Genomic DNA, 22,500 nt, shown 5'->3' on the forward strand with positions numbered 1-22,500 from the left:
GGAATTCTGTTCAGATAACTGGCGAGGCGTTCGAGGATTTCGTCCGCGGTCTTCGTCCAGACGTAGGGCTTGGGATCGGTGTTCCACATGGCGATCCAGCTGCGGATGTCCTTCTCCAGCGCGTGGACGGTCTTGTGGACGCCTCGTCGTATCTGCTTGTTGGTCAGCTCCGCGAACCACCGCTCGACCAGGTTCAGCCATGACGAGCCGGTGGGTGTGAAGTGCAGGTGGAAGCGGGGGTGGGCCAGGAGCCAGGTCTTGATGGCCGGGGTCTTGTGGGTGGCGTAGTTGTCCAGCACGAGGTGCACGTCCAGGCCCTGCGGTATCTCTCGGTCCAGCTTGATGAGGAACTTCTTGAACTCCTCGGCCCGGTGCCGGCGGTGGAGGGAGCCGATGACTTTCCCCGTGGCCACCTCCAGGGCCGCGAACAGCGTCGTGGTTCCCGCCCGCACGTAGTCGTGAGTGACCCGTTGGGGAACACCCGGCATCATCGGCAGCACCGGCTGGGAGCGGTCCAGTGCCTGGATCTGCGACTTCTCGTCCACGCAGAACACCAGGGCCCGCTCGGGCGGGTCCAGATACAGGCCGACGACGTCGTGGACCTTGTCGACGAAGTACGGGTCGGTCGACAGCTTGAACGTCTCCGAGCGGTGTGGCTGCAGGCCGAAGGCTCGCCAGATCCGCGAGACGGTCGACTGCGACATGCCCAACTCCTTGGCCATCGCCCTCGTCGACCAGTGCGTGGCGTTCTTCGGCGTGCTCTCCAGCGTTTTGGTGACCACCGCGGCGACCTGTTCGTCGGTCACCGTCCTGGGCCCGCCCGAGCGCGGCATGTCGCCCAGGCCCGCGATCCGGTGCTCGACGAACCGCGCCCGCCACCTGCCCACCGCATGCGGTGTCGAGCCGAGTTGCGCTGCCACGTCCTTGTTGGACGCGCCGGTAGAGCAGGCCAGGATGATCCGGCAGCGCAGAGCCCACGCCTGCGGCGTGGAACGGCGCCGCACCCATCCCTCCAGCGCAGCCCGTTCCTCATCCGACAGGATCAACTCGGCCTTCGGCCGCCCAGTACGCGCCACCCCACAACCCTACACATCTGAACAGAATTCCTGACTCAGGAGACTAGACGTACCGCTCCAGGATCGACGACTCCGCCAGTCGCGACAGACCCTCGCGGACGCTGCGCGCCCTGGCCTCGCCCACGCCGTCCACCGTCTGGAGGTCGTCGACGCTGGCGGCGAGGAGCTTCTGGAGGCCGCCGAAGTACTCCACCAGGCGGTCGATGATCGCGCCGGGGAGGCGGGGCACCTTGGCCAGGAGGCGGAAGCCGCGGGGGGACACCGCCGAGTCGAGGGACTCGGGCGAGCCGGTGTAGCCCAACGCGCGGGCCACCGTGGACAGTTCGAGAAGCTCGGCGTGGGTGAGGGCGTCCAGCTCGTAGAGGGCCTCGTCGACCGTGCGGGAGCGCTTGGCCGTGGGCTCGGGGACGTAGTCCCGGACGACCAGTTCGCGCTCCGGCTCCACGCCGGCGATCAACTCGTCGAGCTGGAGGGCGAGAAGGCGCCCGTCGGTGCCCAGTTCGACCACGTATTCAGCGATTTCGGTGGCGATGCGGCGCACCATCTCCAGGCGCTGGGCCACCGCGGAGACGTCCCGGACCGTCACCAGGTCCTCGATCTCCAGCGCTGACAACGTTCCCGCGACCTCGTCCAGGCGGAGCTTGTAGCGCTCCAGGGTCGCCAATGCCTGGTTCGCGCGGGACAGGATCGCCGCCGAGTCCTCCAGGACGCGGCGCTGGCCGTCGACGTACAGGGCGATGAGCCGCATGGACTGCGAGACCGAGACCACCGGGAAGCCGACCTGCTTGGAGACGCGGTCCGCCGTACGGTGCCGGGTGCCCGTCTCCTCGGTGGGGATCGTCGCGTCGGGCACGAACTGCACGCCCGCGCGCAGGATCTTCGACAGGTCGGAGGAGAGCACGATGCCGCCGTCGAGCTTGCACAACTCGCGCAGACGCGTGGCCGTGAACTCGACATCCAGGACGAAACCGCCCGTGCACATCGCCTCGACCGTCTTGTCGGAGCCCAGCACGATGAGTCCGCCGGTGTTGCCGCGGAGAACCCGCTCGAGGCCGTCGCGCAGGGCCGTGCCGGGAGCCACCGCGCTCAGCGAGGCGCGCATCAGGCCGTCGGCACCGGAACTCCCACCGGACTTTCCGGGAGCTGCCGCCCGGTCGTTGGCTGCCACTGCACTCCTCCGGTCGCAGGTTCTGGGGCGTTCCCGTTTCGCGCACTCGGTTCGTACGGACGGGCGAGACCTGGGCAAAGTCTACCGGCGCTCCTCCTCGTCCCGCGGGGCGTCTCGGCGACGGGAGCGCGGCAGGACCCGCAGGGCGTCCCCTATGTCCGCGACTTCCAGGACCTTCATCCCGGAAGGGATCTTGCCCGGGTCGCCCGGGACGAGCGCGTGCGTGAAGCCCAGGCGGTGGGCCTCGGCGAGCCTGCGCTGGACGCCCGTGACCCGTCTGACCTCGCCCGCAAGGCCGACTTCGCCGATCGCGACGAGGTTCTTGGGCAGCGGGGTGTCGCTCGCCGCGGAGGCCAGGGCGAGGGCGATCGCCAGGTCCGCCGCCGGCTCGGAGAGCTTCACTCCGCCCACCGTCGCCGAGTAGATGTCCCGCTTGCCGAGGGCACTGATCCTGCCCCGCTGCTCCAGGACCGCGAGCATCATCGACACGCGGGACGTCTCCAGGCCGGAGGTCGTCCGGCGGGGGGACGGGATCTGCGAGTCGACGGTGAGCGCCTGGACCTCGGCGACCAGCGGGCGGCGGCCCTCCAGGGTGACCGTCAGACAGGTACCGGGGACCGGTTCGTCACGGCGCGTCAGGAAAAGTCCGCTTGGGTCGGCGAGGCCCGTGATGCCCTCGTCGTGCAGTTCGAAGCAGCCGACCTCGTCGGTGGCGCCGTAGCGGTTCTTGACGCCCCGTACGAGGCGCAGACGCGCGTGCCGGTCGCCCTCGAAGTGCAGGACGACGTCCACGAGGTGCTCGAGCAGGCGCGGGCCGGCGATCGCGCCGTCCTTGGTGACATGGCCCACAAGCAGGGTGGACATGCCGCGCTCCTTGGAGGCGCGGATGAGGGCGCCGGCGACCTCGCGGACCTGGGCCATGCCGCCGGGCGCCCCGTCGATCTCCGGGGAGGCCACCGTCTGCACCGAGTCGAGAATCAGCAGCGAGGGCTTGACCGCGTCCAAGTGGCCCAGGACGGCGGCCAGATCGGTCTCGGCGGCGAGATACAGGTGGTCGTCGATGGCGCCGATGCGGTCCGCGCGCAGCCGGACCTGGCTCGCGGACTCCTCACCCGTGACGTAGAGCGTGCGGTGGTCGTCGCTCGCCGACTTGGCGGCCACGTCGAGCAGCAGCGTGGACTTGCCGACGCCCGGCTCGCCGGCGAGGAGGACGACCGCGCCGGGGACCAGCCCGCCGCCGAGGACGCGGTCCAACTCGGGCACACCGGTGGGGCGGGCGGTGGCCTGACGGCCGTCGACCTCGCCGATGGGCAGGGCGGAGGTGGTGACGCGCCCCGGCGTCGTCGTACGGACAGCGGGCGCGCCGTACTCCTCGATCGTGCCCCAGGCCTGGCACTCGGGGCAGCGGCCGAGCCACTTGGCCGTCTGCCAGCCGCATTCCGTGCAGCGGTAGGACGGGCGGTCCTTGGTGGTCTTCGTACGGGCAGCCATGGGGAAACCGTAACCGCCGGGACTGACAACGGGCTGGGCCTGTGGACGACGGGGACCCGGCCGCGGCCGGGCGCGCGCTCCGCGGGATGGACGCCCGGGCCCACGCACCCCCTGTGAACCAGCCACCCCCCAGCGTGAACGCGCCACGGAATCATCCGTTCCTGTCCCCTTATGAGGGATCGTTTCACCCGTACGGATTAAATGGACTCAAGCGGGCAGAAGAGGTCGTTCCGCTCCGCCTACGGTCGCACGGGTGATGAGCAGCAGTCCGGAAATCTCGACCCGCACGACCGGCGCACACCGGGCGCACAGGGAGGCGCGCGACCGCGCTGCGGCGCGCACGCCGGCGCAGCGGCTGCCCGCGCACTACGAGCCGTACATGGACGGCTTGTTCACCTACTGTCTGTCCGTCCTGTGCGACCACGACGCGGCCACGGCGGCGCTCGGGGACGCCCTCGCGCTCGCCGAGCGGCGCGGGCAGCGTGTCCCCGACGTCGCGGGCGAGCGCCGGGCCTGGCTGTACGCGCTGGCCCGCTGGGCGTGCCTGCGCAAGCTGGCCGAGGCCAAGCAGAAACGTCAGGCCACCCACGCGGCCGGACGCTCCGGTGCGCACCGGGCGACCGGTGCGCAACCCGTCGGCGCGCCCGTGTCCGAGGAGGTCCAGGAGCAGCGGCGGCGCGAACTCGCCCTGCTGGCCTGGCCGGAGGCCGCCGGCACCACCCCGGAGCAGCGCGAGGCGCTCGAACTCGCCGTACGCCACCACCTCGCCGCCCACGAGGTCGCCGCCGTCCTCGGGCTGGGCCTCGCCGCGGCCCGTGAGCTGCTCGCCTCCGCCGCCTGCGAGGTCGAGCGCACGCGCGCGGCCCTCGCCGTCGTCGAGACCGGCGGCTGCCCCGGTGTGGCGCGTCTCACCGGCGACCACCAGCTCGTGCTCAGCGCCGTCCTGCGCCGCGAGCTCGTCCGGCATGTCGACGACTGTCCACGCTGCCGCCGGGCCGCCGAGCGCGCGGCCCCCGGCCGCTGGCCCGGCGCCGGCGTCACGCCCGCCGAGCTGCCCGTCCTGGAAGCGCCCCGCGCGGAGCTGCGCGTCGTCATGGCGCACCTCCCGCGCGCGCGGGGCGCCGCCGCGCCCCGCTTCGACCGGCGGGGCTTCCCGATGGACCCCAAGGACCGCGCCGCCCGCCGGGACCGCCTGCGCGCGCGTGCCGTCACGACGACCGTCGTCGCCACTGTCGTCGCCGCGCCCGTGCTCGCCCTGTGGGCCGCCTACCGGGGTACGCCGACCGCCGAGGGCGCCGAGGGCCGCTCGGTCACGGCCAGCGAGGCGCAGGACCGCGACAGCTTCGACGCCGAGGCGCCGGGCGGCTACCAGAACGCCGGGAACGCCGGCACCCGCCCCGGCTCCGGCTTCACCAAGGGCAACGGGACGGACGTCTCCGTGGCGGTCATCAGCGTCACGGGGCTCGGCGGGAACGGCGCGGACCGCCTCACCGTGACCGCCCGCAGCAGCGGCGACACCACCCTGATCACCCTCACCGCGGCCACGGACGCACCCGAGCCGGTCCGCTGGGCCGCGTCCACCGGAGCCGCCTGGCTCTACCCGAGCCGCGCCACGGGCACGCTCGCCCCGGGGGAGTCGACGACGATCAAGGTGTACGTCGACCACCTGCGCGAGCCCTCCGGTCACTGGCACGCGCGCGTGGCGATCTCCCCGGCGGGCGCCGTCGTCTCCATCGAGGGCTACGGCACCGCGCCCGCCCCCTCGGCTCCCGGCCCCGGCACGCCCACCGACCCGCCCGTGCCGCCGGACCCGGACCCGACCCCCACGGACTCCGCCTCCGCCGACCCCACGCCGACCGATCCGCCGTCCTCGCCGGACCCGGAGCCCACGCCCAGCGGCTCGTCGCCGCCCGCCCCGGGGGGCTCGGAACCGCCGTCCGGGGGTGGTGACCCGAGCCCGTCCGCGGCGTGATCCGCTCAGACGGCCGGATCCGGATCCGCCGGGTGCGGTGCCAGCAGCGGGAGCTGCGAGGCCAGCCGCTCCTCGCACAGCTCGACCAGACGGTCGTAGCCGGCCTTGCCCATCAGCTCGGTCAGCTCCGCCCGGTAGGAGACGTACACCGGCTCACCCGCGCCGTGCGCCGAGGTGGCCGACGTGCACCACCAGTGCAGGTCGTGGCCGCCCGGCCCCCAGCCGCGCCGGTCGTACTCGCCGATCGACACCTGCAGCACGCGTGTGTCGTCGGGCCGGTCGATCCAGTCGTACGTGCGCCGGATCGGAAGCTGCCAGCAGACGTCCGGCTTGGTCTCCAGCGGCTCGCGGCCCTCCCTGAGAGCCAGGATGTGCAGCGCGCAGCCGGCGCCGCCCGCGAAGCCGGGGCGGTTCTGGAAGATGCACGAGCCGTTGAACGGGCGGGTCTGGCGGGAGCCCTCCTCGTCCTGCGAGACCCAGCCGTGCCGTGTGCCCTCGTCGTGGTGCTGCCAGAGGTCGGGTGTGAGCCGCGCCACATGCTCGGCCACGCGCTTCTCGTCGTCCTCGTCGGAGAAGTGGGCACCCAGCGTGCAGCAGCCGTCCTCCGCGCGGCCCGCCTGGATGCCCTGGCAGCCGCTGCCGAAGATGCAGTTCCAGCGAGAGGTCAGCCATGTCAGATCGCAGCGGAACACCTGCTCGTCGTCCGCCGGATCAGGAAACTCCACCCACGCGCGCGCGAAGTCGAGGCCCTTCTCGTCCGCGACCAGGGCCTTCCGCGACACCTTCGATGACTTCACCGGCGAAGGACCCTTGGTGGATTTGGCCGTCTTGGCAGCCTTGTCGGCCTTTTCGTCCTTCGCGTTTTTCGTCTTTGGCACGCGTCCAGGGTATGCCGCCCACGTCTGCTTACAGCACCGTCTCAGCTTGCGCACCGGAGACGGAGGACAGCGTGACGGGCAGTAGCGTTCCCTACATGAGACTCGGTGTCCTCGACGTGGGATCGAACACGGTGCATCTGCTGGTGGTGGATGCACACCCCGGCGCGTGTCCGCTGCCCGCGCACTCGCACAAGGCGGAGTTGCGCCTCGCCCAGCTCCTCGACCCGAGCGGGGCGATCGGCCCCGAGGGCGTCGACAAACTGATCACCGTCATCCAGGACGCCCTCCAGGCCGCCGAGGACAAGGGCGTCGAGGACGTGCTGCCGTTCGCCACCTCCGCGGTGCGCGAGGCCAGCAACGCCGACGACGTCCTCGCGCGCGTGCAGGCCGAGACCGGCGTCGAGCTCCAGGTCCTCACCGGCGCGGAGGAGGCCCGGCTCACGTTCCTCGCCGCCCGCCGCTGGTTCGGCTGGTCGGCCGGCAAGCTGCTGGTCCTGGACATCGGCGGCGGCTCCCTGGAGATCGCGTACGGCATCGACGAGGAGCCCGACGCGGCCGTCTCCCTCCCGCTCGGCGCGGGCCGCCTCACGGCCGGCTGGCTGCCCGGGGACCCGCCCGACCCCGAGAACATACGGGCGCTGCGCCGGCACGCGCGCGCGGAGATCGCCCGCACGGTCGGGGAGTTCAGCCGCTTCGGCACCCCCGACCACGTCGTCGCCACGTCGAAGACCTTCAAGCAGCTCGCCCGCCTCGCCGGCGCCGCCCGCTCCGCCGACGGCCCCTACGTCCAGCGCGACCTCAAGCGGGAGTCCCTGGAGGCCTGGGTGCCGCGGCTGGCCGGCATGACCATCGCCCAGCGCGCGGAGCTCCCGGGGGTCTCCGAGGGCCGCGCGGGCCAGCTCCTGGCGGGCGCGCTGGTCGCCGAGGGCGCGATGGACCTGTTCGAGGTGGACACCCTGGAGATCTGCCCCTGGGCGCTGCGGGAGGGCGTGATCCTGCGCCGGCTCGACCACATGGGTTCGCTCAACCACATGAGTTCCCTCTAGCGCCCCCGGAGAGGCGCGGGGCTGATCGATGCGCGGCCCCGCCGCGCGGGCGCGAGCAACCGCACACCCGCCTTCGCCGTGTGGGCGCGAGCAACCGCACACCCGCCTTCGCCGTGTGGGCGCGAGCAACCGCACACCGGCCCCCGCCGTGTGGCGCGAGCAGCCACACACCCGCCCCCGCCCGTGGCGAACACCACAACGGCGATCGGGTGCCCCGCGGCTCACCCACCGCACCCCGTAATCTGTCCCCCATGGCAGAGCCCGTCGTGCGCATCCCGGATGCGAAGGTCGCCCTGTCGACGGCCTCGGTCTATCCGGAGTCGACGGCGACGGCCTTCGAGATCGCCGCGCGCCTCGGGTACGACGGGGTCGAGGTCATGGTGTGGAACGACCCGGTCAGCCAGGACATCGACGCGCTGCGCAGGCTCAGCGACTACCACCAGGTCCCGATCCTGGCCGTGCACGCCCCCTGCCTGCTCATCACCCAGCGGGTGTGGTCGACCGACCCGTGGGTGAAGCTCCAGCGGGCGCGCGCGGCGGCCGAGCAGCTCGGCGCGACCACCGTCGTCGTCCACCCGCCCTTCCGCTGGCAGCGCCAGTACGCGCGCGACTTCGTCCAGGGGATCTGGCGGATGGCGGACGAGACGGACGTACGGTTCGCCGTCGAGAACATGTACCCCTGGCGCTACCGGGACCGCGAGATGCTCGCGTACGCGCCCGAGTGGGACGTGACGAAGGACGACTACCGGCACTTCACGATCGATCTCAGCCATGCCGCCACGGCCCGCACGGACGCGATGCACATGCTCGACCGCATGGGCGACCGCCTCGGGCACGTCCACCTCGCCGACGGCAACGGCTCCGCCAAGGACGAGCACCTCGTCCCCGGCCGCGGTTCCCAGCCCTGCGCCGAACTGCTGGAGCGGCTCGCGCTGAGCGGCTTCGACGGGCACGTCGTCATCGAGGTCAACACACGGCGCGCGATGTCCGGCGCCGAACGTGAGGCCGATCTCGCCGAGGCCCTGGCCTTCACGCGTCTGCACCTGGCCTCCGCGCTGAAGGTGCCCCGCCGGTGACCGACACCGGCGCGCGCCGCCGCGGCCGACCCCCGCGCGCCGAGTCCGCCGGCACCCGCGACCGCATCCTCACCGCGGCCCGCGAGGAGTTCTCCGAGCGGGGCTACGAGAAGACGTCCGTGCGGGGCATCGCGAAGGCCGCCGGCGTGGACCCGGCGCTCGTGCACCACTACTTCGGCACCAAGGAGCAGGTCTTCGAGGCGGCCGTCTCCCTGGCCCTCGCACCCGCGCTGGAGGCGCCGCGGGCCCTCGAGGAGGGCCCGCTCGACGGCGTGGGGGAGCGCCTGACCCGCTTCGTCTTCGGCGTCTGGGAGAACCCGGCGACCCGTGTGCCCCTGCTCGCGATCGTCCGGTCCGCGGTGAACAACGACACCGCGGCAGCCGTCTTCCGCCGCATCATCGCCACGCAGGTGCTGGGCCGCATCGCCGTACGACTGGACCTGCCGGACGCCGAACTGCGCGCCGAGCTCGCGGCCGCGCAGCTGGTGGGCACCGCCATGCTGAGGTACGTCATCAAGGCCGAGCCGCTCGCGTCGGCGGACCCGGAGCAGATCATCGCGCGCCTGGCGCCCGTGGTGCAGGGCCATCTGACCAACCCGTGACGCACTGAGACGGACATCCCGCATTCCGGACAACGTGTCCGGCCCCTGGATGACCGGCGTAGGCTCGATGAGAGTCAGAACTCTGTCAGCGCCCTCTGGCAGAACTCTCCGAAGGAGCGAGCGACGATGCCCGAGCTGAGGTCCCGCACAGTCACCCACGGCCGCAACATGGCGGGCGCCCGCGCCCTTATGCGCGCCTCCGGTGTACCCGGTGCGGACATCGGCCGGAAGCCGATCATCGCGGTCGCCAACAGCTTCACGGAGTTCGTGCCGGGCCACACCCACCTCCAGCCCGTCGGCCGTATCGTCAGCGAGGCGATCGTCGAGGCCGGCGGCATCCCGCGCGAGTTCAACACGATCGCCGTCGACGACGGCATCGCGATGGGCCACGGCGGCATGCTCTACAGCCTGCCCTCCCGCGACCTGATCGCGGACAGCGTGGAGTACATGGTCGAGGCGCACTGCGCCGACGCCCTGGTCTGCATCTCCAACTGCGACAAGATCACCCCGGGCATGCTGAACGCCGCCCTGCGGCTGAACATCCCCACGGTCTTCGTCTCCGGCGGCCCGATGGAGTCCGGCCGCGCCACCCTCGTCGACGGCACGGTCCGCACGCTCGACCTGGTCGACGCGATCTCCGACGCCGTGAACGACAAGATCTCGGACGAGGACATCCTCCGGATCGAGGAGAACGCCTGTCCGACCTGCGGCAGCTGCTCCGGCATGTTCACGGCCAACTCGATGAACTGCCTGACCGAGGCCATCGGGCTCTCCCTCCCGGGCAACGGCTCGGTCCTGGCCACCCACACCGCGCGCAAGCAGCTGTACGTCGACGCCGCGCGCACGGTCATGGACATCACCCGCCGCTACTACGAGCAGGACGACGAGACGGTGCTGCCGCGCAACGTCGCCACCTTCGCGGCGTTCGAGAACGCGATGGCCCTGGACATCGCCATGGGCGGCTCCACCAACACGATCCTGCACCTGCTGGCGGCGGCCCAGGAGGCGGGCGTCCCCTTCGGCCTGAACGAGATCGACGCGGTCTCACGCCGGGTCCCGTGCCTGGCCAAGGTGGCCCCGAACGTCGCCAAGGACCGCACGTACTACATGGAGGACGTGCACCGCGCCGGCGGTATCCCGGCCCTCCTCGGCGAGCTGCACCGCGCCGGCCTGCTGAACGAGGACGTGCACGCGGTCCACAGCCCGTCCCTGGCGGACTGGCTGAAGACGTGGGACGTCCGCGGCGGCTCCCCGTCCCCCGAGGCGGTCGAGCTGTGGCACGCGGCCCCCGGCTGCGTCCGCTCCGCCGAGGCCTTCTCCCAGTCGGAGCGCTGGGAGGCCCTCGACGAGGACGCCGAGGGCGGCTGCATCCGCAGCGCCGAGCACGCGTACTCCAAGGACGGCGGCCTGGCGGTCCTCAAGGGCAACCTCGCCGTCGACGGCTGCGTGGTGAAGACGGCCGGCGTCGACGAGTCCATCTGGACCTTCGAGGGCCCGGCGGTCGTCTGCGAGTCGCAGGAGGAGGCCGTCCAGAAGATCCTCACCCAGCAGGTCAAGGAGGGCGACGTGGTCGTCATCCGCTACGAGGGCCCCAAGGGCGGTCCCGGCATGCAGGAGATGCTCTACCCGACCTCGTACCTGAAGGGCCGCGGCCTGGGCAAGGCCTGCGCGCTGGTCACGGACGGCCGTTTCTCCGGTGGCACCTCGGGTCTGTCCATCGGCCACGCCTCCCCCGAGGCGGCCGCCGGCGGCACGATCGCGCTCGTCGAGGACGGCGACCGCATCCGGATCGACATCCCCCACCGCACGATCGAGTTGCTCGTCGACGAGGCGGAACTCTCGCGTCGCGAGCAGTCGTTGAACGGGGCGTACGCCCCGAAGAACCGCGACCGCAAGGTCTCCGCCGCCCTGCGCGCCTACGCCGCGATGGCCACGAGCGCCGACAAGGGCGCGGTGCGGGACGTGTCGAAGCTGGGCTGACGCCCACGTTCCGCCACTGGGGCCGCTCCTGGGGGGCGGCCCCTCGGCGTGGCACGGCGTGGCAGGGGCTCCTGGCGTCACCAGGCCGAGGGGTCGGCTCCGTCCACCGCGAAGACGGTGCCGTCCGGAGCGCCGGCGTAGACGCGGCCGCCGACCGCCCCCGGCGCGGGCAGAGTGGTCACCACCTCGTCCGAGTTGGCTCCGAGCCGCAGCGGCGTCTGCCCGATGAGCTTGCCCGCGGCGGCGTCGACGGCGAGGAGACGGCCGTCGGGGGCGCTGAAGTACACGTGCTCGCCGTCCGCCGTCGGCACCGACCCCCGGCTCACGGCCGTCTGCAGGGACCACAGCCGCTTCCCCGCGAGCGTGTCCACGGCGACGAGCGAGCCGTCGAAGGTCAGCAGGTAGACGCGGTCCCCGTGCACGGCCGCGCTCGCCTGCTGCAGGGCGACGCTCAGCGCCACCCGCCGTGACACCTTGGTCTCGGGATAGAAGCGGACCACGGCGTCGGCCCTGCCGTACTCGCCGCCGCCGGACAGCAGGACGAGGCTGTCGCGGGCGGCGCCCACCACCGTCAGCTCGCCGCTGAACCGCTCGTCCCAGCGCACGTCACCGGTTGCGGGGTCCACCGCCGTGACCCGCGTACGCCCGTCGCCGGACGTGGTCGTCGTATACGCCAGCGGGTCGCCCGGGAACGACACGAAGTACGCCTCGCCGGCCCCGGGAACGCGATGGCTCCACCTGGTCCGTCCCGAGGCGGCGTCCACGCCGGTCACCGTGCCGTCGGCCGCGGTGAGCAGGAGCGTGCCACCGGCGTACCGGATCCCCGGGTAAGCCGACACGTCCCGCTGCCAGCGCGTCCTGCCGGACGCCGGATCGAGGGCCTCGACCCGCTTGCCCGAGTGCGTCAGCACATGCGCCAGCCCGCCCGCGAGGACCGGTGCCTCGCCGGGCCTGTCGCCGGCGGACAGCGCGTGCCGCCACAGCACGCGCCCGTCGGTCGCGTCGAGCGCCGACACCAGCCCCGACTGGGCGCAGAGCAGCCGCTTCGCGTCGTACGCGCACTGCGGCATGCCGCCGGCTTTGCCCATGGCCGGTCGTGTCGCCCAGGGAGTGAAGGCCTCCGCCGCCGTCCCGGAGTCGCCCGTGTTCCGCCCGGAGCCGCCCGCCTCGTCTCCGCCGAGCCACCGCACGGAGACGAGTCCTGCCCCCACGGCGAGGACCAGGGCCCCGACGGCGAGGGCGACACGCCCGCGCCGACTCCACCGTGGCCCGCCCGCGCGCGCCGCCCCCGCGCCCTGCTCCTGCGGCGGCTTCGGCGCGTCCGGCTGCGACGCGTCCGGCTGCGGTGCGTCGGACCTGGGGGCGTCGGGTTGGGGGGCATCCAGCGATCGCTGCGTCGGTATGAACGCCTGCGTGTCGTACGAGGCCGCGACCGACCGCAGTTCCCGCATCAGCTCGTCCGGCGTGGGCCGTTCCTCGGGCTCCTTGGCGAGGCAGCGCAGCACCAGCGGCGCGAGGCTCTCCGGTACGCCCGTCAAATCGGGCTCGTCGTGGACGACCTGGTAGGCGACGACGTACGGGCTGTCGGAGTCGAACGGCCCCCGCCCGGTCGCCGCGTGCACCAGCACGGATCCCAGCGCGAAGATGTCGGCGGCGGGCCCGACCTCCCGCGGACGGCGGAACTGCTCCGGCGCCATGAACGGCGGGGTGCCTATCAACTTCCCCGTCTCGGTGCGCAGTTCGCTGTCCTTCGGCCGGGAGATGCCGAAGTCGATGACCTTCGGACCGTCCTCGGCGAGCAACACGTTGCTGGGCTTCAGGTCCCGGTGCACGACCCCCACCCGGTGGATGTCGCGCAGCGCCTCCGCGAGCCCGGCCACCAGCCGCCGCAACTCGCCCGCCCCCATGGGCCCGTTCCGCTTCACGTGATCCGACAAGGTCGGGCCCGGAATGAACAAGGTGGCCATCCAGGGCCGTTCGGCCTCCGGGTCGGCGTCGACTACGGGTGCGGTGAAGGCGCCGCTGACTCTTCGCGCGGCCGCGATCTCCTGCCGGAATCTCCCCCTGAACTCGGGATCCCTGGCGAACTCGGCGTGGACGACCTTCACCGCGAGCTTCATCCCGGAGGTGCTGCGGGCCAGATGGACCACGCCCATGCCGCCGGAGCCCAGGCAGGACTCCAGCCGGTAGTGACCGGCGTATTCCGGAAGTTCCGCTTCCGCGCCCGACCCGGTGTTGCGCTGTGGCGTCATGGACCACCCCCGTGCTGTTCGGCCGCGCGCGCGACGCACGGAGCCTAGTCGATGACTCGAACGGGACCGAGGCGGCTTGCTAGCCTCCACGTGCGAGTTGCGCACATGTGTTTCATGTCGTGATTCGGGGGAATCAACGTGTCCCCATGGCAGTCATGGGGTTCAACGGGGGAGGTTTTTCATGTCTGTCGAGCACGTCGAAGAGGCCGAGAGCAGCGACGAGGCGCAGGCCGTCGCGGCGGCGTCCCTGACGTACTACCCGATCGCGCCCGGCGTCCGCCTGAACGTCCGCAGCGGCCCCGGCACCAGCTACCCGGTCGTCAAGGTCCTGCCCGAGGGCACGAGGGTGCCGATCTTCTGCCAGAAGGCGGGCACCACGGTGACCGGCCCGTACGGCACGACGAACATCTGGGACAACATCGCCGACAGCCAGTTCGTCTCGGACGCGTACGTCAAGACGGGCAGCGACGGCTACATCGCACCGCGCTGCGCCTGACGCACCCCTCGGGGAGCCCGCCACGACCCGGAGCCATAATCGTCCCGTGAGCGACGAAAACGGCACCCCGGACACCTCGGCCGGCTCCCCGGGGCAGGGCAGCGGCCCCACCGGCCCGCGCCCCGAGCCCCTCCGCTTCTTCGGCACCGCCTGGGTGCACCACGACCACGGCTACATCGCCCGCCGCATCGCCGTCGCCGTCGGCTCGCTCGCCGCCGCGGCCGTCTCCTGCCTCGTCCTCCGCTTCGCCTACGAGGGCCTCGCGATCGCCGACATCGGCAGCTTCGTGACCCTGCTGGTCGTGGTGATGTTCGCGATCTGCAGCGCCCTGGCCTTCCGGCACACCTGGGACAGCTTCGCCAAACGCCCCGACCCCGACCGCCAGGCCTCCCTGCGCGGCCTTCTGGCCATCGGCTTCGTCGGCTCCCTCCTCGCCTACTTCTTCCGCTCCCTCACCGAGGCTCCCGGCGAGAAACTCCACCGCGAGGAGTACGAGGCGGCCCGCGAACAGTACGAGCGCCGCACCGCCCGCCGCACTCGCAACCCCTCGAAGAAGCCCCGCCGCTCCTGAACGACGGCACGAGCGAGCCACCCCGACCGCGGAGCCCACGCCCCGAACGCTCGACCGGCCCCCTCCGTCCCCAACTCCAGGCCGGCACCGCGACTCCGAGCCCCGGCTCTCCGAATACCGGCTCTCCGAATACCAGCTCTCCGCATCCTGCCTCTCTGCCGCCTCTCTCCCGCCTCTCCCAGCCAACCTCCCCCCACATCCGGTTCCCTCCCCACCCGTCCCCCGCCACCATGACCTCATGACGGCTCCCTCCCACACCACCCGAGCCCACTCCTTCAACTCCGCCGCGGCGCAGTACGCCGCCAACCGCCCCTCCTACCCGGCCGCGCTCTTCGACGCGGTCGAGGAGATGGCCGGCCGCTCACTCGCGGGCGCCCGCGTCGCCGACATCGGCGCGGGGACGGGCATCGCGACCGCCCTGCTGCGAGCCCGCGGCGCCGACGTCCTCGCTGTCGAACCCGGCGACGGCATGGCGGCCCAGTTCCGCCGTGCCCTCCCCGACGTGCCGATCCTCCGCGGCGACGGCAACCACCTCCCCCTCGCCACCGCCTCCCTGGACTTCCTCACCTACGCCCAGTCCTGGCACTGGACCGACCCGGACCGCGCCATCCCGGAGGCCGTGCGCGTCCTGCGTCCGGGCGGCGCCCTGGCGCTGTGGTGGAACGCCGGCGCCCTCGACGTGCCGTGGATCGACGCGCAGACGGACCGCGTCCAACGTCACTTCGGCCTCGACCGGGACGTCTGGAGGAACGGCGACGGCACCCACGCCGCCCTCGCCTCCGCAGCCGGCCGCCTCGACTTCGCCCGCCACCGGGTCCGCTGGAGCCGCCGCGTCCCCCTCGACACGCACCTGGCCAACATCACCAGCCGCTCGCTCTTCCTGGTCCACGGAGACGAGAGCACCGCCGCCTTCCTCGCCGAGGAACGCCGCCACCTCCTCGCCGCCTTTCCCGACGGCACGGTGGAGGAGACCTACGACGTCGAGCTGCTGCTCGCCACCCGCCCCTGATCCTCCCCCCGACGGCGCGGACCGCGCCCCCCCCGCGCGGCGGCCCCCCCCCCCACGGGCGCCCCCCCCCGCCCGGGCCGCCGCGCACGCGTGGTCCACATGCCGCATCCCGCCCAGGTCCCGCCGCACTTTTCGATCCCGCGCCGACACATCCAGCGCGTCCGCGCGTCCGTCAACTTCGACAGCCGCAGAAACATCGCGTGCCCCACCACCCCGACGACGATCCCGGCATCCCCGCGGTCCTCGGTCTCCACCGCACATGGCTGATCTCCCAGGCCGTCCTGGCCACGGCCGGCGCCAGCCCGATCAGCACTCCAGCGGACAGACTCCCCACGACGGTCGCCGCCCGCCGTCACCCCCAGCACGACCACCTCACCCCGGTGCCCCGCCACAGCTGCCGCACCTCCCGCACTCGCCCGAGCTCTGCGGCCGGCGTGCACCAGCAGCGTGGCCGGTACCGCGACCGGGATCACCCCGAGCCTCCGGGCGTGACGGCCGTGAACAACCGCAGCCACACCCCGTGCGGCCCCTTCGAGGCCGTGGTCCGAGCCCCGGCCCGCACGTTCGCCGCGCCGCGCACGATGACGCGCTCCCCCCCTTGACGACGCCCCGCCCCGGCGAGATTATTCATCACATGATGAATTACCATCCCCGGCCACCCGACACGGACGCCCGCACCGGCGAAACCCCCGCCGTACACGCCCGCGCCCTCACCGTCGTCCGAGGCTCACGCACCGTCCTCCACGCCCTCGACTTCACCGTCCCGCGCGGCCAGATCACCGGTCTCCTCGGCCCTTCGGGTTGCGGCAAGACGACGCTGATGCGCGCGATCGTCGGCACCCAGGCCAAGGTCACCGGCACCCTCGACGTCCTCGGCCACCCCGCCGGCCACCCCACCCTCCGCACCCGCGTCGGCTACGTCACCCAGGCCCCCTCCGTCTACGACGACCTGACCGTGCGCCAGAACCTCGACTACTTCGCCGCGATCCTCGACCCGGGCCGCGCAGCCGCCGAACGCCGCCACGAGAACGTCACCCGAGCCATCGCCGACGTCGACCTGACCGGCCACGCCGACGCCCTGGCCGGCAACCTCTCCGGCGGCCAGCGCAGCCGCGTCTCCCTGGCGGTCGCCCTCCTCGGCACCCCCGACCTCCTCGTCCTCGACGAACCCACCGTCGGCCTGGACCCGGTCCTCCGCCGCGACCTGTGGCACCTCTTCCACACCATCGCCGCCTCCCGCGGCGCGACCCTCCTCGTCTCCTCCCACGTCATGGACGAGGCCGAGCGCTGCCACCGCCTCCTGCTGATGCGCCAGGGCGAGATCCTCGCCGACGACACCCCCGACGCACTGCGCGCCCGCACCGGCTCCGACACCGTCGAGGCGGCCTTCCTCCACCTGGTCGACGAGGCGGCCGAGGCCGCCCGTGAAAGGGAGAACACCCGATGACCACGCCCACACACCCCGCGCCCACCACCCCCCTCAACCTCTCCCGCACCACCGCCACCGCCGCCCGGGTCCTGCGCCAACTCCGCCACGACCCCCGCACGATCGCCCTGATGATCCTCGTCCCGTGCGTGATGCTGTTCCTGCTCCGCTACGTCTTCGACGGCAACCCGCGCACCTTCGACAGCATCGGCGCGTCCCTCCTGGGCATCTTCCCGCTGATCACGATGTTCCTGGTCACCTCCATCGCCACCCTGCGCGAACGCACCTCGGGCACCCTCGAACGCCTCCTCGCCCTTCCCCTCGGCAAGGCCGACCTGATCGTCGGCTACGCCCTCGCCTTCGGCACCCTCGCGATCATCCAGTCCGCCCTCGCCACCGGCCTCGCACTCTGGTTCCTCGACCTGGACGTGACAGGCAGCCCCTGGCTCCTCCTCCTGGTCGCCCTCCTCGACGCCCTCCTGGGCACCGCCCTCGGCCTCTTCGTCTCGGCCTTCGCAGCCTCCGAATTCCAGGCCGTCCAGTTCATGCCGGCGGTGATCTTCCCCCAACTCCTCCTCTGCGGCCTCTTCACCCCACGAGACACCATGCACCCCGTCCTGGAAGCCCTCTCCGACGTCCTCCCCATGTCCTACGCCGTCGACGGCATGAACGAGGTCCTCAACCACACGGACATGACCGCCACCTTCCTCCGCGACGTCCTGATCGTGGCCGGCTGCGCACTGCTGGTGCTGGGCCTGGGAGCAGCCACCCTGCGACGCCGGACCGCGTGAACCAACCCCCGTCCGGGGCTGCCCCCTCTGGGGGGCCGGAGGACGAGGTCCGTCCGGGGCTGCCCCCTCTGGGGGGCTGGAGGACGAGGTCCGTTCGGGACCGAAACGGGGGTCTGGGGGCGCCGGCCCCCAGGGACAGGAAGGGCAGGGGCGGCGGGGGCGAAGAACCCCCAACCGCATCCAACCGCACCCCGACCCCACGTCCGCCCACCGGACACGCACCCACGCCCCCACTCCCCGATGCGAGGATGACGGAGGACGACGCAAACCCCCGGAGGGCACCTCAGCCATGACTCAGAAAGTCGCAGTCCTCGGCACCGGCAAGATCGGCGAAGCCCTGCTCAGCGGAATGCTCCGAGGCGGCTGGCCCCCCGCTGACCTCCTCGTCACCGCCCGCCGCGCCGAACGCGCCGAAGAGCTCCGCACCCGCTACGGCGTCATCCCCGTCACCAACGCCGAAGCCGCCAAGACCGCGGACACCCTCATCCTCACGGTCAAACCGCAGGACATGGGCACCCTCCTCGACGAGCTCGCCCCCCACGTCCCCGCCGGCCGCCTGGTCATCAGCGGCGCCGCCGGCATCACCACCTCCTTCATCGAGGACCGCCTCACCACCGGCGTCCCCGTCGTCCGCGTCATGACGAACACCCCCGCCCTCGTCGACGAGGCCATGTCCGTCATCTCCCCCGGAAGCCACGCCAGCGAGGCCGACCTCGCCCACACCGAGGAGATCTTCGGCGCCGTGGGCAAGACCCTCCGCGTCCCCGAGTCCCAGCAGGACGCCTGCACCGCCCTCTCCGGCTCCGGCCCGGCGTACTTCTTCTACCTGGTCGAAGCCATGACGGACGCCGGCATCCTGCTCGGTCTGCCCCGCGACAAGGCCCACGACCTCATCGTCCAGTCCGCGATCGGCGCCGCCACGATGCTCCGCGACAGCGGCGAACACCCGGTCAAGCTCCGCGAGAACGTCACCTCGCCGGCCGGCACCACCATCAACGCCATCCGCGAACTCGAGAACCACGGCGTACGAGCCGCCCTCATCGCCGCCCTCGAAGCCGCCCGCGACCGCAGCCGCGAACTGGCCTCCGGCACCAAGGACTGACGCGCCCGCCGGGGGCGGTCACTTCGCCGCGCTCACCACGTCCCGCGTGGTCACCACCCGCGCGAACCCGCCCCCGTGCAGCGACACCGCCGACGCCTGCGCCACCTCCTCCGCACTCCGCCGCCAGCCGAACGGTCCCTCCAGGTCGAAGGTGTACGTGGCGTCGTACGCGACCACGACCTCGTACCCCAGGTTCCCGCCCATCCGCGCGGTCGTCTCCACGCACATGTTGGTCTGGACCCCGGCCACCACGACCTGCGAGATCCCCTCCGCCCTCAACCAGGCGTCCAGATCCGGCGTCCCGTAGAAGGCCGAGTTCACGGTCTTCGTGACGAACAGCTCCGGCCCGGTCCCCTTCCCACGCCGCTCCTCCACGTACTCCTTGAAGCCGTTCCCCTCGTAACCCGCCCGCAGCGGCGACTCCGGCTTCGACGAGTCATGCCGTACGAAGACGACCGGCCGCCCCGACGCCTGCCACACATCGATGAGCGAAGCGATGTTGTCATCGGCCCCGGGATTGTTCCGAGGCCCCCAGAAGTCGGCCTCGTCGAAGCCCTTCTGCACATCCACGACCAGCAGTGCCGCGTTCTGCGAAATCTCCATGCCCACGATCCTGCCGCCGCACGGGCGCCCTCCCCAGAGGGCAGGAAGACAGCGATCGATGGTTTACTGCCACCCATGCCACTCACGGAGGAAGCCCGGAAAACCCCGTACCGCGTCGCCCTCGTCTCCTTCCCCGGCATCCGCGCCTTCGACGTCTCCGTCATCACCGAGGTCTGGGGCGCCGACCGCACCGACCGCGGCGCCCCCGCCTTCGACCTGCGCCGCGTCGCCACCGACACCACCACACCCATCCCCATGCGCGGCGGCCTGGCACTCCACCCCGACCGCACCCTCTCCTGGCTACCCAGAGCCGATCTGATCCTGATCCCCGGCCTCGACGACCACCTCACCCCCGCACCCGGCCCCGTCCTCGAAGCCCTCCGCCGCGCCCACGCCCGCGGTACCACCATCGCCGCCCTCTGCGGCGGCGCCTTCACCCTCGCCCAGGCCGGCCTCCTCGACGGCCGCCGAGCGATCACCCACTGGAACCTCGTCGACCTCCTCCGCACCCACCACCCCCACATCACCGTCGTCCCCGACGCCCTCTTCATCGAGGACGACAACATCTGGACCGCCGCCGGCACCGCGGCCGGCATCGACCTCTGCCTCCACCTCGTCCGCACCGCACACGGAGCCGAGGCAGCCGCCACCATCGCCCGCTCCATGGTCACCGCCCCCTTCCGCACGGGCACCCAGGCCCAGTTCATCGAGCACCCCACCCCTCACACGGACCGCGACGCCGACACCCTCGCCGCCGTACGCGAACACGCTCTGCGCCACCTCCACGAACCACTCACCGTCGCCGACCTGGCAGCACACGCCGGTATGTCCTCCCGCAGCTTCGCCCGCCACTTCACGGCAGCCACCGGCACCACCCCCCTCCGCTGGCTCCTCGACCAGCGCCTCGCCGCAGCCCAGAAACTCCTCGAACGCACCGACCTCCCCATCCCCGAGGTCGCCCGCCGCGCCGGCTTCGGCAGCGAGGTCACGATGCGCCAGCACTTCGCATCGCGCCTCGCCACCAGCCCCCGCGCCTACCGAACCGCGTTCAGCACCGGCTCCGCCACCGGCGGCAGCAGCCCGATCGCGCGATAAGCGGCATCCACGACCGGCCGGGCCATCGCCCGCGCCTTCTCCGCACCTTCCCGCAACACCCCCTCCACATAGACGGGATCAGCGCACAACTCCTTGTGCCTCGCCTGCACCGGACGAAGAACCTCCACCACAGCCTCGGCGGTGTCCCTCTTCAACGATCCGTACGACTCATATACACCGCCCAAGGCCTCCGGGTTCCCACCCGTACAAGCCGCGAGGATCTCGAGCAGATTCGTGACCCCGGGCCGCCCCTCCCGGTCGTACACGACCTCACGCCCGCTGTCGGTCACGGCCCGCATGACCTTCTTCCGCACGACGTCCGGCTCGTCCAGCAGATAGACGATCCCCGGCCCGGCGTCGTCGCTCTTCCCCATCTTCGACGTCGGTTCCTGCAGGTTCATCACCCGCGCCGCCACCGGCGGATGAGTGGCCCTGGGCACCACGAACGCCTGCCCGTACCGCTGGTTGAACCGCAGCGCCAGATCCCGGGTCAGCTCCACGTGCTGCGTCTGGTCGTGCCCCACAGGCACCTCGTCCGTCCCGTACGCGAGGATGTCCGCCGCCATCAGCACCGGATAGGTCAGCAGCGACAGCCGCACACTCCCACCCCGCTCGCGCTCCCGCGCGGCCTTCTCCCTGTACTGGATCATCCGCCGCATCTCGCCGTCGGTGGCCACACACTCCAGCAGGTACGACAGCCGCGCGTGCTCGTCCACATGACTCTGCACGAACAGCGTGCACAGTTGCGGATCCAGCCCTGCCGCCAGCAGCAAGGTGGCCGTCTGCCGACTGAGCCGACGCACCCGCGCGGGATCGTGATGGACGGTCAGCGCGTGCAGATCGACGACACAGAACAGCGCGTCCGCCCGGTGCTGATCGACCGCGGCCCACTGCCGCATGGCCCCCAGGTAGTTCCCCAGCGTCAGGTGCCCGGTCGGCTTGACCCCGCTGAAGACCCGTTTCATCTCTCCACCTCCTGGTCGAGCCCGCCGCACCGGCCGGCCGACCCTCAGGAGGGAGAAACGAGAACGGCCGCCGAGGCGGCGGCCGTTGAGTGCATACGTGAGTCCGGCCGCCGTCAGGCGGCCCACCACTGCTGGGTGCACGTACGCGTAGTCATGTCCCCCAGAGTACGCCTCAGGGGTGCCCCTGGGACGTGAGTTGACACGCCCAGGACGGATACGTAGTGTTCTCCGAGTTGTCCGACGTGAGCGCCGACCACGGTCGGTCCCCGGACAGCCATTCCGCAAGTACCAACCACTCCTCGACGAACAGTCGATCCGGCGGCCGTCGTGTCATTGGCATGCGTATTCGCGAAATGAGGAATCCTCGTTCGAAAGGACGCAGGCCCCGATTGGCTTCGGGAGCCGGGAATCCGCTAAAGTCTCACTCGTCGGAACGGCCCAACGGCCGGGAGGACAGCCCCCCTCTGACGGGGAATCAGCGCCGAAAGGGTCTGATAGAGTCAGAAACGCCGGAAAGGAAACCGCGAAAGCGGGAACCTGGAAAGCGCCGAGGAAATCGGATCGAGAAAAGATCTGATAGAGTCGGGAACGCAAGACCGAAGGGAAGCGCCCGGAGGAAAGCCTGAGAGAGTCTCTCGGGTGAGTACAAAGGAAGCGTCCGTTCCTTGAGAACTCAACAGCGTGCCAAAAATCAACGCCAGATATGTTGATACCCCGTCCCCGGCAGTGATAGCCGAGGATGAGGTTCCTTTGAAAAAACACAGCGAGGACGCTGTGAGCGAGAGGATTATTCCTCCTCTCGTTCCGCTCTCGTGTGTGTGCACCGGATTACCGGTAAACATTCACGGAGAGTTTGATCCTGGCTCAGGACGAACGCTGGCGGCGTGCTTAACACATGCAA

At 71.6% G+C, this 22,500-nt stretch carries 20 protein-coding genes and 1 rRNA gene (1 of these 21 only partly in view); 14 read left to right on the forward strand and 7 right to left on the reverse strand.

Annotated elements, in window-relative coordinates; all coding sequences use genetic code 11:
• The 3 genes from ACPT94_RS41205 to radA form a co-directional block, all read right to left on the reverse strand.
• The coding region (locus tag ACPT94_RS41205; RefSeq protein ID WP_425247229.1) for an IS630 family transposase at positions 1–1,076 on the reverse strand (1,076 nt) is incomplete at its 3' end.
• Positions 1,077–1,119: 43 nt separating this feature from the next.
• Positions 1,120–2,244 carry a DNA integrity scanning diadenylate cyclase DisA gene (gene disA, locus ACPT94_RS41210; RefSeq protein WP_360351456.1) on the reverse strand — a complete coding sequence of 375 codons (1,125 nt, stop codon included), beginning with the start codon at positions 2,242–2,244 and terminating at the stop codon, positions 1,120–1,122.
• An 81-nt stretch (positions 2,245–2,325) separates the two neighbouring features.
• Positions 2,326–3,735, reverse strand: coding sequence for a DNA repair protein RadA (radA, locus tag ACPT94_RS41215; protein WP_360351453.1), 1,410 nt, complete (start codon positions 3,733–3,735; stop codon positions 2,326–2,328).
• Positions 3,736–3,991: 256 nt separating this feature from the next.
• On the opposite strand from radA, the gene ACPT94_RS41220 reads away from it, so the two are divergent.
• Positions 3,992–5,707 carry an RNA polymerase sigma factor gene (locus ACPT94_RS41220; RefSeq protein WP_425248085.1) on the forward strand — a complete coding sequence of 572 codons (1,716 nt, stop codon included), beginning with the start codon at positions 3,992–3,994 and terminating at the stop codon, positions 5,705–5,707.
• Between the two features lie 5 nt (positions 5,708–5,712).
• On the opposite strand, the gene ACPT94_RS41225 is transcribed toward ACPT94_RS41220, so the two are convergent.
• The gene (locus tag ACPT94_RS41225) at positions 5,713–6,585 is read right to left on the reverse strand and encodes a DUF3109 family protein (protein WP_360351448.1); all 873 of its coding nucleotides are present in this window, start codon (positions 6,583–6,585) and stop codon (positions 5,713–5,715) included.
• 95 nt (positions 6,586–6,680) lie between these two features.
• Here ACPT94_RS41225 and ACPT94_RS41230 point away from each other — a divergent pair, with 95 nt between their 5' ends.
• The 4 genes from ACPT94_RS41230 (at position 6,681) to ilvD (ending at position 11,289) form a co-directional block, all read left to right on the forward strand.
• Positions 6,681–7,631: a Ppx/GppA family phosphatase gene (locus ACPT94_RS41230; protein WP_360351445.1), complete on the forward strand. Its 951-nt coding sequence runs from the start codon at positions 6,681–6,683 to the stop codon at positions 7,629–7,631.
• 251 nt (positions 7,632–7,882) lie between these two features.
• Positions 7,883–8,707 (forward strand): sugar phosphate isomerase/epimerase family protein, encoded by an 825-nt coding sequence (locus ACPT94_RS41235; RefSeq protein ID WP_360351442.1) that lies wholly within the window; start codon positions 7,883–7,885, stop codon positions 8,705–8,707.
• Positions 8,704–9,309 (forward strand): TetR/AcrR family transcriptional regulator, encoded by a 606-nt coding sequence (locus tag ACPT94_RS41240; protein WP_360351439.1) that lies wholly within the window; start codon positions 8,704–8,706, stop codon positions 9,307–9,309. Before ACPT94_RS41235 ends, ACPT94_RS41240 begins: the two co-directional genes overlap by 4 nt.
• A gap of 126 nt (positions 9,310–9,435) precedes the next feature.
• On the forward strand, positions 9,436–11,289 hold the full coding sequence (ilvD, locus tag ACPT94_RS41245) for a dihydroxy-acid dehydratase (RefSeq protein ID WP_425248086.1): 1,854 nt from the start codon (positions 9,436–9,438) through the stop codon (positions 11,287–11,289).
• 77 nt (positions 11,290–11,366) lie between these two features.
• On the opposite strand, the gene ACPT94_RS41250 is transcribed toward ilvD, so the two are convergent.
• A complete protein-coding gene (locus ACPT94_RS41250; RefSeq protein ID WP_425248087.1) occupies positions 11,367–13,541 on the reverse strand; it encodes a serine/threonine-protein kinase in 2,175 nt (724 codons plus the stop codon).
• A 181-nt stretch (positions 13,542–13,722) separates the two neighbouring features.
• Between ACPT94_RS41250 and ACPT94_RS41255 the strand changes: the two genes are divergently transcribed.
• From ACPT94_RS41255 to proC, 7 genes are all read left to right on the forward strand, one after another.
• On the forward strand, positions 13,723–14,037 hold the full coding sequence (locus tag ACPT94_RS41255) for an SH3 domain-containing protein (protein WP_360351431.1): 315 nt from the start codon (positions 13,723–13,725) through the stop codon (positions 14,035–14,037).
• A 46-nt stretch (positions 14,038–14,083) separates the two neighbouring features.
• The gene (locus ACPT94_RS41260) at positions 14,084–14,608 is read left to right on the forward strand and encodes an EamA/RhaT family transporter (protein ID WP_425248088.1); all 525 of its coding nucleotides are present in this window, start codon (positions 14,084–14,086) and stop codon (positions 14,606–14,608) included.
• Between the two features lie 238 nt (positions 14,609–14,846).
• Positions 14,847–15,617, forward strand: coding sequence for a class I SAM-dependent methyltransferase (locus ACPT94_RS41265; RefSeq protein ID WP_360351425.1), 771 nt, complete (start codon positions 14,847–14,849; stop codon positions 15,615–15,617).
• A 200-nt stretch (positions 15,618–15,817) separates the two neighbouring features.
• Positions 15,818–16,219 carry a hypothetical protein gene (locus tag ACPT94_RS41270; protein WP_425248089.1) on the forward strand — a complete coding sequence of 134 codons (402 nt, stop codon included), beginning with the start codon at positions 15,818–15,820 and terminating at the stop codon, positions 16,217–16,219.
• Positions 16,220–16,251: 32 nt separating this feature from the next.
• Positions 16,252–17,064, forward strand: coding sequence for an ABC transporter ATP-binding protein (locus ACPT94_RS41275; RefSeq protein ID WP_425248090.1), 813 nt, complete (start codon positions 16,252–16,254; stop codon positions 17,062–17,064).
• A complete protein-coding gene (locus tag ACPT94_RS41280; protein WP_425248091.1) occupies positions 17,061–17,834 on the forward strand; it encodes an ABC transporter permease in 774 nt (257 codons plus the stop codon). Before ACPT94_RS41275 ends, ACPT94_RS41280 begins: the two co-directional genes overlap by 4 nt.
• A 289-nt stretch (positions 17,835–18,123) precedes the next feature.
• Complete coding sequence (gene proC / locus ACPT94_RS41285) at positions 18,124–18,936, forward strand: pyrroline-5-carboxylate reductase (RefSeq protein ID WP_360351416.1); 813 nt, start codon at positions 18,124–18,126, stop codon at positions 18,934–18,936.
• An 18-nt stretch (positions 18,937–18,954) separates the two neighbouring features.
• Here the strand turns inward: proC and ACPT94_RS41290 are convergent, their stop codons facing one another.
• Entirely contained in the window at positions 18,955–19,539 is a 585-nt protein-coding gene (locus ACPT94_RS41290) for a cysteine hydrolase family protein (protein ID WP_425248092.1), read from the reverse strand.
• A 75-nt stretch (positions 19,540–19,614) separates the two neighbouring features.
• Here ACPT94_RS41290 and ACPT94_RS41295 point away from each other — a divergent pair, with 75 nt between their 5' ends.
• A complete protein-coding gene (locus tag ACPT94_RS41295) occupies positions 19,615–20,634 on the forward strand; it encodes a GlxA family transcriptional regulator (protein ID WP_425248093.1) in 1,020 nt (339 codons plus the stop codon).
• Here ACPT94_RS41295 and trpS read toward each other — a convergent pair.
• The gene (trpS, locus tag ACPT94_RS41300; RefSeq protein WP_425248094.1) at positions 20,574–21,599 is read right to left on the reverse strand and encodes a tryptophan--tRNA ligase; all 1,026 of its coding nucleotides are present in this window, start codon (positions 21,597–21,599) and stop codon (positions 20,574–20,576) included. The genes ACPT94_RS41295 and trpS overlap by 61 nt on opposite strands.
• 841 nt (positions 21,600–22,440) lie before the next feature.
• On the opposite strand from trpS, the gene ACPT94_RS41305 reads away from it, so the two are divergent.
• Positions 22,441–22,500: ribosomal RNA gene (locus ACPT94_RS41305) — 16S ribosomal RNA — on the forward strand; it runs 1,466 nt beyond the window's last position.

The sequence above is a fragment of the Streptomyces aurantiaciflavus genome (assembly GCF_049808595.1).
In the GTDB taxonomy this organism is placed as follows: domain Bacteria; phylum Actinomycetota; class Actinomycetes; order Streptomycetales; family Streptomycetaceae; genus Streptomyces.